This is a genomic window from Paenibacillus agaridevorans (assembly GCF_018604145.1).
Lineage (GTDB): Bacteria > Bacillota > Bacilli > Paenibacillales > Paenibacillaceae > Pristimantibacillus > Pristimantibacillus agaridevorans.
Map to the genome: position 1 here is coordinate 7,902,697 of NZ_CP075889.1, position 13,994 is coordinate 7,916,690.

The 13,994-nt window shown below is 51.1% G+C and carries 14 protein-coding genes; 9 read left to right on the forward strand and 5 right to left on the reverse strand.

All coding sequences use genetic code 11. The annotated features are described in order from the left end of the window. Positions 1 to 410 precede the first annotated feature (410 nt). From KJW29_RS31695 to KJW29_RS31715, 5 genes are all read right to left on the reverse strand, one after another. Positions 411 to 1,403: a polyprenyl synthetase family protein gene (locus KJW29_RS31695; RefSeq protein ID WP_214627581.1), complete on the reverse strand. Its 993-nt coding sequence runs from the start codon at positions 1,401 to 1,403 to the stop codon at positions 411 to 413. Positions 1,404 to 1,617: 214 nt separating this feature from the next. Then, entirely contained in the window at positions 1,618 to 2,064 is a 447-nt protein-coding gene (locus KJW29_RS31700) for a hypothetical protein (RefSeq protein ID WP_214627582.1), read from the reverse strand. 78 nt (positions 2,065 to 2,142) lie between these two features. Further along, positions 2,143 to 3,978 carry an FAD-dependent oxidoreductase gene (locus KJW29_RS31705; protein ID WP_214627583.1) on the reverse strand — a complete coding sequence of 612 codons (1,836 nt, stop codon included), beginning with the start codon at positions 3,976 to 3,978 and terminating at the stop codon, positions 2,143 to 2,145. A gap of 121 nt (positions 3,979 to 4,099) precedes the next feature. After that, positions 4,100 to 5,032, reverse strand: coding sequence for a dihydroorotate dehydrogenase (locus KJW29_RS31710; protein ID WP_214627584.1), 933 nt, complete (start codon positions 5,030 to 5,032; stop codon positions 4,100 to 4,102). Continuing rightward, the gene (locus KJW29_RS31715; RefSeq protein ID WP_214627585.1) at positions 5,013 to 5,714 is read right to left on the reverse strand and encodes an iron-sulfur cluster-binding protein; all 702 of its coding nucleotides are present in this window, start codon (positions 5,712 to 5,714) and stop codon (positions 5,013 to 5,015) included. Before KJW29_RS31715 ends, KJW29_RS31710 begins: the two co-directional genes overlap by 20 nt. A gap of 156 nt (positions 5,715 to 5,870) precedes the next feature. On the opposite strand from KJW29_RS31715, the gene KJW29_RS31720 reads away from it, so the two are divergent. The 9 genes from KJW29_RS31720 to KJW29_RS31760 all read left to right on the forward strand — a co-directional run bounded on the left by KJW29_RS31720 (position 5,871) and on the right by KJW29_RS31760 (position 13,994). Beyond that, the gene (locus KJW29_RS31720) at positions 5,871 to 6,416 is read left to right on the forward strand and encodes an NAD(P)H-dependent oxidoreductase (RefSeq protein ID WP_214627586.1); all 546 of its coding nucleotides are present in this window, start codon (positions 5,871 to 5,873) and stop codon (positions 6,414 to 6,416) included. A gap of 144 nt (positions 6,417 to 6,560) precedes the next feature. Then, positions 6,561 to 7,352: a formate/nitrite transporter family protein gene (locus tag KJW29_RS31725; protein WP_214627587.1), complete on the forward strand. Its 792-nt coding sequence runs from the start codon at positions 6,561 to 6,563 to the stop codon at positions 7,350 to 7,352. 14 nt (positions 7,353 to 7,366) lie between these two features. Further along, the gene (locus KJW29_RS31730; protein ID WP_214627588.1) at positions 7,367 to 7,915 is read left to right on the forward strand and encodes a hypothetical protein; all 549 of its coding nucleotides are present in this window, start codon (positions 7,367 to 7,369) and stop codon (positions 7,913 to 7,915) included. Positions 7,916 to 8,065: 150 nt separating this feature from the next. Further along, positions 8,066 to 8,716, forward strand: a complete 651-nt coding sequence (mobA, locus tag KJW29_RS31735) for a molybdenum cofactor guanylyltransferase (RefSeq protein WP_214627589.1) — start codon at positions 8,066 to 8,068, stop codon at positions 8,714 to 8,716. 18 nt (positions 8,717 to 8,734) lie between these two features. After that, positions 8,735 to 9,277 (forward strand): hemerythrin domain-containing protein, encoded by a 543-nt coding sequence (locus tag KJW29_RS31740; protein ID WP_214627590.1) that lies wholly within the window; start codon positions 8,735 to 8,737, stop codon positions 9,275 to 9,277. Between the two features lie 60 nt (positions 9,278 to 9,337). Continuing rightward, on the forward strand, positions 9,338 to 11,395 hold the full coding sequence (locus KJW29_RS31745) for an anaerobic ribonucleoside triphosphate reductase (RefSeq protein WP_214627591.1): 2,058 nt from the start codon (positions 9,338 to 9,340) through the stop codon (positions 11,393 to 11,395). After that, positions 11,373 to 11,888, forward strand: coding sequence for an anaerobic ribonucleoside-triphosphate reductase activating protein (gene nrdG / locus KJW29_RS31750; protein WP_246608464.1), 516 nt, complete (start codon positions 11,373 to 11,375; stop codon positions 11,886 to 11,888). The genes KJW29_RS31745 and nrdG overlap by 23 nt, the downstream gene beginning before the upstream one ends. A 2-nt stretch (positions 11,889 to 11,890) precedes the next feature. Then, positions 11,891 to 12,460: a hypothetical protein gene (locus KJW29_RS31755; RefSeq protein WP_214627593.1), complete on the forward strand. Its 570-nt coding sequence runs from the start codon at positions 11,891 to 11,893 to the stop codon at positions 12,458 to 12,460. A gap of 193 nt (positions 12,461 to 12,653) precedes the next feature. Next, positions 12,654 to 13,994, forward strand: coding sequence for a sensor histidine kinase (locus tag KJW29_RS31760; protein WP_214627594.1), 1,341 nt, complete (start codon positions 12,654 to 12,656; stop codon positions 13,992 to 13,994).

Sequence of the window (13,994 nt, forward strand, 5' to 3'; positions counted from 1 at the left end):
CATTGTGCTCGGTTTTTCATACACATCCGCCCGTCCCTGCCTGTCGTCGCCCCATTGTGCTCGGTTTTTCATACACATCCGCCCGTCCCTGCCTGTCGTCGCCCCATTGTACTCGGTTTTTCATACACAATTGCTCGCCCACGTCTTTCTGCGCCCGATTGTAGTCGCTTTTTCATACACAAATGCCTCCGTACCCCCACTAGCTACGCATTGTGTTCGGTTTTCATTTCTCCGCTATAAAAGTTGGTTCGCTCCCCCGCTCGAAGGGTGGTGTTAACCGGAGCGAGTAAGCACCTCGGCATTGAAAATGCCGAAAGCCGACAAAATAGCGCCTCTACCGTCAATCATAGGTCAGCAGGAGAGGTATACTCGCGGACATAAACTTTCGGCCGCCCGTCCGGGTAAATTTGTTAACCGGTGAAATAATCGGTCAAGCGGAGCAAGTCCTGGCTGGCGGGATAGTCGCGCAGGCATACAGCCAGTTCGCGGGCTTGAAGCGTAAAGGTATCGGCGATTGACGAAGCGCGATCGACCGCTCCGCTTTCTTTAATGAGCCGGATAACCTCATCCATGTCGCTCTCCGAAGATTGTTGCGATAAGAGGAGCAGCTTCCTGGCAAGGTCCGGATCCTCCATCGCGTACAGCACCGGGAGAGTGATAATGCCATTTCGCAAATCCGCCCCTGTCGGTTTGCCTAGGGCCAGGTTAGATTCGGCTAAATCGAGCACATCGTCGCGAATTTGAAAAGCCATGCCTAAAGCTTCGCCAAAGGCAAACAGCTTATCCCCTATATAAGGATTGGCGTACGCGGCTTCGGCGCCCGCGCGCAAGCAGTGGGCCATCAGCAGCGCGGTCTTGCGTCTGGTCTTGTCCATATATGCTTCGATGGACAGCTTGAAGTTAAATCGGTCGAGGAGCTGTCCATACTCTCCAAGACAAAGCTCGGTTACAATGGAAGCAAGAGCGGGGATACGGGTCGCAGCCATCTCGGATTGATCTTCTTCGCTTGCATCTGCCGAAGCCCATTCGATTGCGCGTGCCATCATATAATTAGCGGTAAAGACGGCGGAGCGGACGTCTGTTGCGGCATGGAGCGTCGGTACGCCGCGCCGCAACTCCGATTGATCGATAATATCGTCATGGATAAGCGACGCGGTGTGCACATATTCAAGCAATGCGGCAGCCCGCAGAACGGAATTTTTGTAATGGGAGCCTGGCTTTCCGAAGCGGCTTCCAACGATAACCATCATGGGCCGCAATCGTTTGCCGCCGGCGGCTATGAGCCTCAGCACGTGTTTGCGTATGTCGGAATCAGGGGATAACGAAGGATCGCTTTCGACGATCGTCCGCAGCGTATGATCGATTTCTCCCAAATCAATATGAAGCGCCTCATCCAGTTTCATACCTATCGTCCCCTTTTAATAGCACAACCCCTTTAATTGCATGTTCAAAAAGTTCGGTTTTCAGCACCGAGTAGATGGAATGAAAGTAGAAACTGAGGAGCGGAGCGTAGTGGAAGCTACGTGAGCACCGGAAGTTTCGCTTGCGTTCCATATTCGATGTCGAATTAGCTTCGTGGCAAACTTCGTGATGGGAAGCGTACTTTTTGAACAACCTTTAAGCGCAGTGCTTCTCCAAATAGGTGTGGAGCTCTTCCCTAAGCTCTGTCAGCATCGGCTGCAACGGTTTATCCTCGTGAAGCGAAATTTGCATTTTTTTATAAAAAGGGGCTAAATGATAAAGCAATTTCCACTCCTTGCGTTGTATGCCGAAACGATAATAAAGGCCGAATAAGTAATCGCCTTCCAATATGCTGCGAGTGAGCGCGGCATTATCATGCAGGGCAAGCTCCCGATGTTTTCGGACGGCAAGCCGCAACAGAACATAACAGCCAAGAAGAGTCATCTTGCGGGAAGCCGTTATATTGTACATATGAAGAAGCTTGATCATATCCTTCATCCATTCGTCGGCATCTTCCGCATCGATAGTAATTGCCGTATCGGATTCGATATGATGCCGAAGCATGCTGATCGTGTCGTACAGAAGCTTCATATCTGTTGCCATAGTACCCTCTCCCGTTTCAAGTAGTCTCAGATAAAGAGAGAGTAATATGTCTCCAGACACATTACTCTCCGAGATGCCTTAGTCTGTATAGATATACCAGCGTCTCACGATCGGGAGTTTCTTCCACAGCGACTTCAAGCGCGGAAGCACATAATAATCCAGACCGAGCGTGCTGCCCGAGCCGCCGATCAAAGCAATGCCTGCGGCCAGATACCATAACATTTCCGTCGGAGCCGTACCCGATACCCAAACCATAATACCCATTGCGACCGATACGACCGCGGCCGGTGCGCTAAACAATCCGGCAATAAGAAGCAGCCCGACAATGATTTCCGCGCCTACCATCGAGGCCTGGAATACATAAGCAAGCCAGGTGAACCCGCCGTCCGCATTATAAAACATGAGATCCATCGACCAATCCACCATCGATTTCATAAAATCGGGGACCGGAAGGGCGGTAACCGCCGCTTGCGCGGAGCCCGCGGCTTCATCGGCTACGACGCTTGCGCCCGATGTTCCGTCCGCCCACTTGGAAGGCAACAGGAAGATATGATTCGGGTCGTCCATCATTTTAAGCATCTTGTCCCCGCCTTGCAGGAACCACATAACGCCCGTGAAAACGCGAAGCGGGAAGAGCCAGAAATTCGGCGAGCGTTTGGCGAAATGTCCGCCAACAAAGCTTCGATTATTCCGTACATGGATAAATTCATGAAGAACGTAATGATACACTTTGTTGAAGCCGCACACCTGGAACAGATAAACCATGTTGATCAAGTGTTTGACAGCCATGGCGGGAAGACCGCTTAAGCGGAACATTTTGCCCGGCAGGCCGACATTGGCGACGCCGTAACGGCTGCCGATACAAACCATCGTGCCGTGGAAAGTCGGCTTGTATGCCTTCATCGGTTTATGTTTAATGTCGGCAACGATGTTATGCGCGATAATCGGGGCGGCCAGCTCCGCATTTTCCACCATTTGCGGAACGGGCGCCGCGGCGCCTTCAGGGATATAAAAAATGTTGTCGCCGACGACGTAAACATTGTTATGCGTCGGTACTTGCAGCTTTTCATTCGTTAAAATCCGTTTGCGGCCCTTTTGCTCGACATCGAGATTGCCGGCGAGATCGGAGCCCTCGACGCCGGCGGTCCAAATGACGGTGCGGGATTGTAGCTCCTGCTCGCCTACGCGAACGCCATGTTCGGTCACTTCCGTAATTTTGGAGCCCGTGATAATATTGACGCCCATTTTGCGAAGCCGCTTCTCGGCTTTGCGAATGAGCTGCTCGGGAAGGATCGGAAGAATTTTATTGACCATATCGACGACGTGCAAAGTCACGTCCGCCGGATCGATATAAAACTCTTTGCACAGCTCAACCGTAAATTCGGCCAACTCGCCGATCATTTCAACGCCGGTGAAACCTCCGCCGACGACAACAAAAGTGAGCATTTCCTTGCGCGCTTCCGGATTCCGTTCTTTGGCCGCCTTGCGGAACATTTGCTGAGTATGCTCCTTCAAACGAACCGCATCTTCATAGGACCAGAGCGTAAGGGCATGCCGATCGGCGCCGGCGATTCCGAAGAAGGTAGGTTTGCTGCCTGTGCCGATGACGAGGTAATCGTAGGCGTAAGCCCGTTCCCCTTGCAACGTTTGGTTATCGAAGTTAATGCCATTAATTTCATCGAGAACGACTTTGACATTGCGGAAACCCGAAAAAATTTTTTTCAGGTCTATCTTAATCGAATCTTCTTCCACGCGGTTTGCCGCAACCTCATGAAGCTCCGTCAACAGGGTGTGGTAAGGTTTTCTGTCGATAAGCGTAATCTGAACGTCCTTATGCTTGCGTAGTTGATTGGCAAGCTTTTTGGCAGTTAATACACCGCCGTAGCCGCCGCCGAGTACGATAATCTGTTTCATGTCGATCTCCCCTTGTGGGTTAGTCAAGCGACCGGATGTCGCTTGTTTGGACATATATCCTTCGTTGAGTTTAATACTAGCGAAAGCTGTTCGATCTGTACGTGATTAAAATCACAAACTTTTACACGATTCCCCGGATCTCTTGCAAAGAGGTGATACCTTCCTGTTTCATCAGCGTTTGCAGCTCATCCGCCAAAGAAGCGCCGGCCATAATGTTCATGAAATTATAAGTGCCAATTTGAACAGCGGCGGCACCAGCCATAATAAATTCCAAGATGTCGGAGGCCGAACTGATGCCGCCCATCCCTACGACCGGGATCGTAACGGCCTTCGTTACCTGATGCACCATTCGCAGCGCGATCGGCTTGATGGCCGGACCGGACAAGCCGGCATAGCCATGCCGGAATACGCTTTTCCTTGCATGGATATCGATCGCCATCGCTTGAAACGTGTTGACTAATGAAACGCCGTCGGCGCCTTCCGTCTCGCACATTTCCGCTATCCGCACCAAATCCTGCGCGTTCGGGGAAAGCTTGACCAGCAGCGGCAAACTTGTCGTCCGGCGTACGACGCTAACGACTTCACGGGCTTGTCCTGCCGTCAATCCGAATAACATCCCGCCTTCTTTCACATTCGGGCATGAGATGTTTAGCTCCAGCAAATCCGCGCTTCTTTTCCCATCCGACTTTCGCTGTTTGCAGGCTTCTTCAATCATGGCTGCGCCTTTCTCATATTCCTGGATGGAGCTGCCGCCCAAATTGATGATGATGTTCGTATCCAGCCTTGTCATTTCATCCAATTCGGAGGACAGGAAACGAGGGATTCCCGGATTTTCCAATCCGATGCTGTTCATAAGCCCGGAAGGCGTTTCGTATAGCCGTGTTCCCTTGTTGCCGCTTCTGGGTGTTGCCGTCAGCCCTTTCGTGACAACTCCGCCAAGTTTATCGAGCGGATACAGCTTCGCGACAGGCGTGGCGAAACCAAACGTTCCGGATGCCATTAAAATAGGATTGCGGAGCTTTACTCCGGCTAATTCAGAGCTCAAGCAGCTCATCGAAGTCCACCTCCTCGGCCCGAAAGACGGGTCCGACCGTGCAAGCCTTGTGATTGCCGGTTCCTACATTAATCGTACAGCCATTGCAGATGCCGATGCCGCAGGCCATCCTTTTTTCAATGGACACGTAAAGCTGGGCAGCTGTTTCTGTGGTCCGGCGCCTGAGCTCCGCCATCATCGGGAGAGGGCCGCATGCATAGATCCTGTCGAAGCTGTTCAAGTCGATCGCATCAAGTATCGTGCCACCGCTTTGGAAGGTAACATCCCCATGAAGCGCTTGATAAGAAGCAACGGCAAACGGCTCGCCGGAAAACCCAAGAAAAACTTTTGAAACCGGAAACCTCCTGGCGCTAAATAATATGGGAGCAATGCCCATGCCGCCGCCTACAAGGGCAACGCTCCCGACAGGCTCCGGAAAGCCGTTTCCGTAAGGGCCATGCAGACTCACCTTGTCGCCAGAAGATAATCGGGATAAAAGACGGGTGCCTTCGCCGTGTACGCGAAATAAAAAGGTCATTGCTGCTGGAGTAAGATCATGGATACTTATCGGTCTGGACAGCAAAGGGAATTTATCCCAGGAGCGGAGCATATAAAATTGACCGGGTTCACCATGAAAGCTGCCTTCGATTGCAAGCCGGAATACAGAAGCCGTCAGACGTTCGTTGGATAACACAGTTGCCATAAGCGTCAGCACGCCCTTTACTTGTAAATATCAAAAACGATTCCATAAAAATATCATAGTTGTCCCTATAAACCTGTGATATTGGTCATATTTGAACGCACAAATTGCTGCTACACTTTGAGCAGAGACAGTGAATTCAGCGAGGGAGGGGAACAAATGAAAACATTGGTTATCATTGCGCACCCGCAGCTTCATCAGGGATCGGGCGTGAACAAACGGCTTGCCGAGGCGCTGCAAGACGCCGGCCATGCGACCGTACATGAGCTGTATTCGGCGTATCCGAACGGAGTTATTGATGCAGCGCATGAACAAAAGTTAGTGATGGAGCATGAACGCATTATTTTGCAATTTCCGTTTTGGTGGTACAGCTCGCCGCCTTTATTAAAGCAATGGCTCGATGAGGTGCTGACCTTCGGCTGGGCGTACGGGCCAGGGGGAGACAAGCTCCGCGGCAAGGAACTGGGGCTGGCAATTACAACGGGAAGCGACGAAGAAGCTTACACGCCTGAAGGTTACAATCGCTTCACGATGGAAGAGCTGACTCGACCTTATGCAGCGACCAGCCATCTGATTGGCATGACCTTTCTTCCACTATTCGTCGTTCACGGGGCTATGCAAATCGAAGAAGAACAGCTTGAGGAAGCGGCCGAACAATATGTTCGCTATGTAAGCTCGAACGCTGCCGAAGCGGTAATGAATTAAAGAAGATCGGCTAACGGAAGGCAGCGGGCAAGCGTGCTGCGGACTGCCTTGGTATGTGAAAAAATTCACCAAGAAGATACCAGTTAAAAGATCATGTTATGTAGGAGCCCTTATAGACATCATGAGAGGGGGTTGAGGGAAAGGATGGGCTTTAAAAAGTCGGAGGAAATCGCAGAGGCGGCTATGCATGCGGGCTGCAAAAAAGCGAATATGCGAGTCTCCGAGCAAATTCCTCTTGGCTTTGCCGCAGGCGCGTTTATAGCGATAGGATATTTGCTCGCCATACGCCTGACCGCCGGATTGCCCGCCGATCTGGAATGGCTGAGTCCATTGCTAAGCGGTGCGGTGTTTCCGATCGGATTAATACTATGCCTTATTGCGGGGGGAGAGCTCTTAACCGGGAATATGATGAGTTTGTCGATGGCCTGTTTCAAAGGGCGGGCGTCGATCCGCAAGCTTGCCGGCAATTGGTTTATTATAACGATCGGCAATTTTGCAGGCGCGATATTTATTGCTTACGTATTTGGCCATCTGGGCGGAATGACGGAGCAAGCGCCGTATATGGATAAAATCATTGCGCTTACGCAATCCAAGCTTGATGAGTCGTTTATGCATGCGTTTATTTCCGGCATAGGATGCAACTGGCTTGTGTCGAGCGCGGTCTGGATGTCTTATGGCGCAAAGGACGGCGCCGGCAAAATATTGGCGATCTGGTTCCCGACGATGGCGTTTGTCGCGCTTGGCTTCCAGCATATTGTAGCGAACATGTTTTTAATTCCTGCCGCAATCTTTATTGGCGCCGCAACTTGGTTCGATTATTTCGCCAATTTCTTGCCCGTCTATTTGGGCAACTCGGTTGGAGGTGGTCTATTCGTCGCCGGAATTTATTATTTAGCTTACAGCAAAAGAAGTTCGTCCGTACATGATAAAAAATAAGGGAGAGAATCGAAATGAAAAAAATGCTCAGTTTAGCTTTGATTGCGGTCTTGACGGCAGGGTTGTTGGCCGGATGCGGAAACAACAATGAACCTGCGCCGGCTGCCACGCCTTCTCCTTCGGCTTCAGCGGATACGACAGACGCGATTACAACGGCTTCCATCGTCAACGATCCCGAAGCGTTCCTGAAGGCGATCAGCAAGGACGGCACATGGATTATCGCGGCGCTTAACGATCTTACATTCGATCAAGAGCTTGTGCTGGAAGGCGAGTTTAAAAACAAAGACGTAGTCGACCGTAAAATCGCCTTGTACACGCAAGACGAAAATCGCAAAATTACGGCATCCTTTAAGCTGACGGCTCCTAAATTAACGATCAAGAGCCCGAACGCGCGGTTGCAAGGCGGCACCTTTGTCGGCGATGTATATGTAGAAACTAACAAATTCATCCTGAAGGATGCGACGGTAGAAGGCAACGTATATTTTGCAACGGAAGAAGCGCTGAATACGTTCGACTCATCCGGCAACGGCAAAGTGACGGGCGTAACGGAAGTGAAAAAATAAATAAACAGGACCAAGAAGAGAAGGCTGAACAGGGATGCCATCCTGTTTAGCCTTTTATTTGCCCGCGTGATTCATTTCACTGTTGCAACGCCCTGTTTATGGTGTAATGAAATTATTCATTACACTTACTAAGCAGAGGGAGTGATCCAAATGCTGTCTGGCGTTATTCTTGCAGGCGGTCATCATCGGAGGATGAAAGGAGAAAATCGGGCTTTCCTCTTGTTGGAAGGCAGGACGCTGCTGGAGAGGCAAATTAGTGAAATGCGCACTTGTTGCAATGAAATTACGATTGTGGCCAATGATCCGCAGCCGTTCCTTAGAGCGGTTGACCGGGACATACGAATTATTACGGATTATTATACGGACAAAGGCGTGTTAAGCGGCATGCATGCCGGCCTGGCGCTGGCGCAGAATCAAAATGTATGGGTAGTCGGATGTCACATGCCGTTTCCGTCGGCTGATGCGGCCATGCTGTTGCAGGCTTATAAAACGGATCATGTGGATGCGGTTATTCCCTGGGTAGACAAAGGCGCATTCCCGCTGCACGGCATTTATGATCGTTCCTGCGCAGGACGAATCGGCGAGCAGTTAAATGAGGGAGACTCGTATCTATCAAGATTTTTAAATAGACTCAATTGGATCGAACTGAGCGAAACGGCCTTTCTCGCAAAGGGTGTCGGTTGTCATTTTACAAAGACGATACATTCGCCGGAGGATTATTATAGCTTGACCAACTCCTTTCTCCAGCATGAGTTCGAGTTGCTCTACGGTGGAGAAGATACAAGAAATATCGGTCTATGACGGGAGGAAAATCAAATCATGGAACAGAGTAAAGCAGGGCATACGGAGACGGGATCGGCCGTTTCGACCGTGCTGTCCGTCTTGGTCGACCGGCTGAAAGAGGAACATATCGAGTTAAAAAAAAGCATTTCCGACTTGGCGGTTAGGGCCAAGGCTGTCAAATCAGAGCAAGATTTAAGCACAGCCAGGCACGAGTTGTTTCAGCTAAGGTTACACGCCATGTCCTTCCGCGAAAAGCTGGAGCAGCATTCCGCATGGGAAGAGGAAATTTTGTTTCCTTTCTTAAGCAGCTATTTCGATCAATCCATTAAGCCTAGTCTGCTGGGTTCCATGTGGACGCTTGAGAAAGAACATGAGCTTGGAGATGACTACCTTCACTCTTTCTTGCGGACTGCAGATGAAATAAAGACCGTATCAGACAGAAAGCGGATGCATGCTGCCGCAGACGAGCTCATTCAAGCCTGTTGCATTTTGGGCAAGCACCTGGAGAGCGAGGAGCAAATTGTATTCCCGCTGACAGAGTCGGTACTGGTAGACATGGAACTCTTATTTTGCACATAAGGCGGCCATTCTCGTATCGATGGAACTGCCGATTAACAGGATAAGAGGAGTGTCGCATGGATGATTAATGATATTTGCAAGATTCAGGAAGTGAACACGCGTCTGATGAAATTATACGAAGATATAACCTTTCAAGATGCTGCTGATAGCGATATGAAGCGCGAGAATGCCAATATAGACGGCAATACCTCCATGGGCATGATGTTGAAGTACGGTTCGGAGGGCGCCAAACAATTTAACGAGCTGTTTCTTCTCAAGCCAGAGCATGCCGACGCTCATAAAAACGGGGATATCCATATTCACGATCTGGACTTCCTTTCCCTAACGACAACCTGTTGCCAGATCGATATTCGGCAATTGTTCGATGGAGGCTTCGGTACTGGGCATGGCCGTGTCAGGGAACCTAAGGATATAAGGAGTTATGCGGCGCTTGCGTGTATCGCGATTCAATCGAATCAGAACGATCAGCATGGTGGACAGAGCATCCCGAACTTTGATTACGGAATGGCGGGAGGCGTTGGCAAAACGTTTGTCCGTCATTACAGGGATAATCTGCTGAAAATGTTGAAATGGAAGTTCGGCTTGGGAGATGACGGGGAAAAGGCAGTGCTGCATCTATTCGATGAATTGAACGGTGCAGGACTGCTGCCTCGCATAAGTCGGAATCCGTATGAGAAGGAGCGGGAGAAAGAGCTGCTTGGCCAAGTGCTGAGCGATCCGATTGATATCCATGAAGCACAGCAGATCGCGGAAGCCCATGCACTGGCGGAAACGGAAAAAAGCACTTATCAAGCTATGGAGGCGCTGATCCATAACCTCAATACGATGCATAGCCGGGCCGGGGCGCAAATTCCGTTCAGCTCCATTAATTACGGGACGGATACAAGCCCGGAGGGCAGGATGATTATACGGAGTATCCTTTTGGCTACGGAACAAGGGCTTGGCAACGGGGAAACGCCTATTTTCCCTATTCAAATTTTCCGTGTGAAGGAAGGAATCAATTATAATCCGGGCGACCCGAATTACGATTTGTTGCAGCTCGCCTTCCGCGTAAGCGCCAAACGATTGTTCCCCAATTTTTCGTTCCAGGATGCGCCGTTTAACGCTCAATATTATACGGCGGGAAAACCGGAGACGGAAATTGCTTATATGGGATGCAGAACAAGGGTGATCGGGAATGTATACGACGATTCTCGTGAAATTACATTCGGAAGAGGGAATTTAAGCTTCACGACAATCAATTTGCCGAGGTTGGCTCTATTAAATAGAGGGAACATCACTTTGTTCCTCTATGAGCTTGATCGAATGATGGATATTGTCATTAAGCAGCTTCTGGACCGGTTTGAAATTCAGGCCCGCAAAAAGGTGAAAAATTTTCCGTTTTTGATGGGACAAGGGATATGGATCGATTCCGGGCTACTGAAGCCGGATGACGAAATTCGAGAGGTTATTAAGCATGGCAGCTTATCGGCAGGATTTATCGGACTGGCGGAATGTTTGAAAGCCCTCATCGGAAGCCATCATGGCGAATCCGAGGAGGCGAGGCAGTTGGGACTTCGAATAATCGGGAAAATGAGAGGGAAAATGGATGCGGCCGCCAAGGAGCATCAATTAAACTTTTCGTTGCTGGCTACACCGGCGGAAGGGCTGTCCGGCCGTTTTGTGCAGATGGACAGAACGAGATTTGGCGTCATACCGGATATTACGGATCGGGAATATTATACGAACAGCTTTCATCTTCCCGTCTATTATGCAACGACGGCCTATAAGAAAATAAGGATCGAAGCTCCCTATCACGCGTTGACGAACGCCGGGCATATCACATACGTCGAACTTGACGGCGATCCGTTAAACAACCTGCAAGTCTTTGAAAAAATGATCCGCGCCATGAAGGAGAACGGCATCGGCTACGGTTCTATCAATCATCCCGTTGACCGCGACTCCGTTTGCGGCTACACGGGCCTTATAAACGACAGTTGTCCATCCTGCGGCCGAACGGAAGAAGAAGGACCGGCTTTTGAGCGAATTCGAAGGATTACAGGGTATTTGGTCGGTACAATCGATCGCTTTAATGACGCGAAAAGGGCGGAGGAACGTGAACGAATCAAACATACCTGACAGTAAGGAGCCGGAATTGCGCATCGCCGGACTGGTACAGGAATCCATTGTGGATGGACCGGGTTTAAGACTTGTTGTATTTGCCCAAGGCTGTCCTCATCGCTGCCGGGGCTGCCACAATCCGCATACCCACTCGTATGAAGGCGGCTTAAACGTCAGTATCGACGCGATTACGAATGCCATTATTCAAAATCCGCTGCTTGATGGAGTGACCTTAAGCGGAGGCGAACCTTTTCTTCAAGCAAAGGGGTTCGCAGAGCTGGCCGCCAGAGTGAAAGCCATGGGTTTGCACGTGATGACATACACCGGATATATCTATGAAACGATCGTAGCCGGTTTAAACAGACATGACGGATGGCGCGGTTTGCTGGACAATACCGACGTTCTGGTGGACGGGCCGTTTGTGCTCAAGCAACGCAGCCTCTCTTTGCGGTACCGGGGCTCAAGCAATCAGCGGTTGATCGACGTGCAACAGCGAATTAGAGGAGGTTGACGATGAAATATTATCACCTTGTTGATCGGGATGCGCTGGAGGACCCTTCCCGCAAAACCATGTTTGTGCATAGCGCCAGACGGTTGAAGGATAAGCACTTCTATATGAGAAGAAAAATTGACACGATCTATGAGTTGAGTTTACGTATTTCTTCCGCTTCAACCGCCGACCATTTGTGCGAGTCTCTTACGGAACTTAGAGCGAAGGCGCTGGCGCTGTTCAATGCCTTGACCTGCCATGCGGAATGGGAGTCACGTGAATTTTTTGCGAGCCTGCGCTCGCTCGTCTATTTCCAAAACGATCCGAAGCTGCGCTCTTCCCTGGCATTGCTGGAGCATGATCAAGTGATCGCGCTGGACTACTTCAGAGCATTTTTGAAGAGAAGCGATGCCGCGCTTCATATTTTGCATAGCGGAGCCCTGCCTCATAACTTGGCGTTATATGAGCGGTTGAAGCAGACGGCGCATCCCGTTACCCAGGCATGTCTGATACTTAAGTGTCATTTTGATATGGAAGAAACATGTATCATCCCGCTGACTGATGAAATATTGCGGGCGATGAAGGCAGGGTAAGCTGCTTCCGTAGCCAAGAAGCCATACGAAAGCAGCAGCCGGAACGGAATTTCCAATATATGCTCCATCATTCCGAAGACTACCGGCAAAGAGGAGATCGCGCATCTGTTATCGAATACTATACCTCTCAAGTCCAACTAAACTCGGTCAAAGATCGCCAGGGCGACAAGACGGTATTCGGGGACGGGATTGCATGCTCTATTACTTCTTTGCGTTACTTGCCGCTGCCATCGTGCTGCTGGTCAACGATATTCAGAACGCCGCGAACAGGTGGGCGGCGTTCTTTCTGGTATTCGCCGCCATCGGCGGATTAGCCGACACGGCTGCGGATGCGGGATTGTCCATCGCGGCACGAGGCATCGAACTTCTTAATTTGACGGTGACTCCATATGGCGTACTTATGTTCGCGATGACGTATTCCGGACTTACGGATCGCCGTCGCAAGCCATATTCCCTGTTGAGATGGCTGCTCTTATTGCCGGTGTTCGCCATGCTTGCGGCAGGGCTGGCGATGCCGGGGCTGCCCATACGATACGGGTGGCTTCTGCTATGGAGCGGACCTTATTATGTAATATCCTGTATTTTGCTGGTTATGGCGCTATGGCGGGAGACGGATACCCGCAAGAGAAGGCAGCGTCTCGTGACGACGCTTCTGTTCGTACCTACGTTGCTGGCGGTTCTGATGTTCATCTATGTAGCGCGAACGTTCGCGCCGGACTTTCCTTTCTTCGGCTATGTGGCCGCCTTTATCTCCTATTCGCTGGCTGCGGGGCTGCTGCTCGCGTTCGCCTACGGCGTGCTCGGCGTGAGGCTGCGCTTCGAACGCGATCCTCTGGAGAGCGCCATGAAGGCGGCAAGCTCCGGGACGAATCTGCTCAATCATACGATTAAGAACGAGATCGGCAAAATCGCCATTAGCGCGGACAATGCACGCCGTTCGCTGCCGCCTGGCGTCGACGAAGAGGTGCAGCAGCATCTGGCGATTATCGAGCGATCTTCGGAGCATATGCGCGCCATGGTGGAACGGCTCCACGGCCGCACGAAGGCCATCGAGCTTCGGGAGGAGCCGGTCCGGCTCGACTTGCTGGCGAGCTCGGTCGCGGAGGATTACCGCGAACGCGCGGAGCGGGCCCAAGTCATTGTTGAAATTCATTGTCGCTGCGCTCCGACCGTGGTCTGCGACCCTGTGCATGTGAGAGAAGCGCTCGGCAATCTGCTGGCGAATGCGATAGAAGCGTCCCCTTCACCCGGCGGGAGAGTCGAGGTCGCTCTGAACGCGGGCAAACGAAACGTCACGCTGTCGGTTGGCGACAATGGTCCCGGCATGACGCGATCGCAAACGGCAAGGGCGTTCGAACCGTTTTATAGCACCAAAAACGGAGCGAATAATTACGGTCTGGGTCTCTCGTACGTCTATAATGTGATGCATGCGCACGGCGGATCGGCGGAGCTCTCGGGCAAGGAATCGGGCGGAGTGACGGCATCTCTCGTGTTCCCGCGTAAGAAGGTCTTGCGGCAGAATGGAGGCGGGTAA

Bases quoted from the DNA above. Each gene is read 5' to 3' on its own strand.
- KJW29_RS31745 (WP_214627591.1), top strand. From the start codon at position 9,338: ATGATTAATGATATTTGCAAGATTCAGGAAGTGAACACGCGTCTGATG.
- KJW29_RS31710 (WP_214627584.1), bottom strand. From the start codon at position 5,032: ATGAGCTGCTTGAGCTCTGAATTAGCCGGAGTAAAGCTCCGCAATCCT.
- KJW29_RS31725 (WP_214627587.1), top strand. From the start codon at position 6,561: ATGGGCTTTAAAAAGTCGGAGGAAATCGCAGAGGCGGCTATGCATGCG.
- KJW29_RS31760 (WP_214627594.1), top strand. From the start codon at position 12,654: ATGCTCTATTACTTCTTTGCGTTACTTGCCGCTGCCATCGTGCTGCTG.
- KJW29_RS31700 (WP_214627582.1), bottom strand. From the start codon at position 2,064: ATGGCAACAGATATGAAGCTTCTGTACGACACGATCAGCATGCTTCGG.
- KJW29_RS31755 (WP_214627593.1), top strand. From the start codon at position 11,891: ATGAAATATTATCACCTTGTTGATCGGGATGCGCTGGAGGACCCTTCC.
- KJW29_RS31740 (WP_214627590.1), top strand. From the start codon at position 8,735: ATGGAACAGAGTAAAGCAGGGCATACGGAGACGGGATCGGCCGTTTCG.
- KJW29_RS31705 (WP_214627583.1), bottom strand. From the start codon at position 3,978: ATGAAACAGATTATCGTACTCGGCGGCGGCTACGGCGGTGTATTAACT.
- mobA (WP_214627589.1), top strand. From the start codon at position 8,066: ATGCTGTCTGGCGTTATTCTTGCAGGCGGTCATCATCGGAGGATGAAA.
- KJW29_RS31720 (WP_214627586.1), top strand. From the start codon at position 5,871: ATGAAAACATTGGTTATCATTGCGCACCCGCAGCTTCATCAGGGATCG.
- KJW29_RS31730 (WP_214627588.1), top strand. From the start codon at position 7,367: ATGAAAAAAATGCTCAGTTTAGCTTTGATTGCGGTCTTGACGGCAGGG.
- KJW29_RS31715 (WP_214627585.1), bottom strand. From the start codon at position 5,714: ATGGCAACTGTGTTATCCAACGAACGTCTGACGGCTTCTGTATTCCGG.
- KJW29_RS31695 (WP_214627581.1), bottom strand. From the start codon at position 1,403: ATGAAACTGGATGAGGCGCTTCATATTGATTTGGGAGAAATCGATCAT.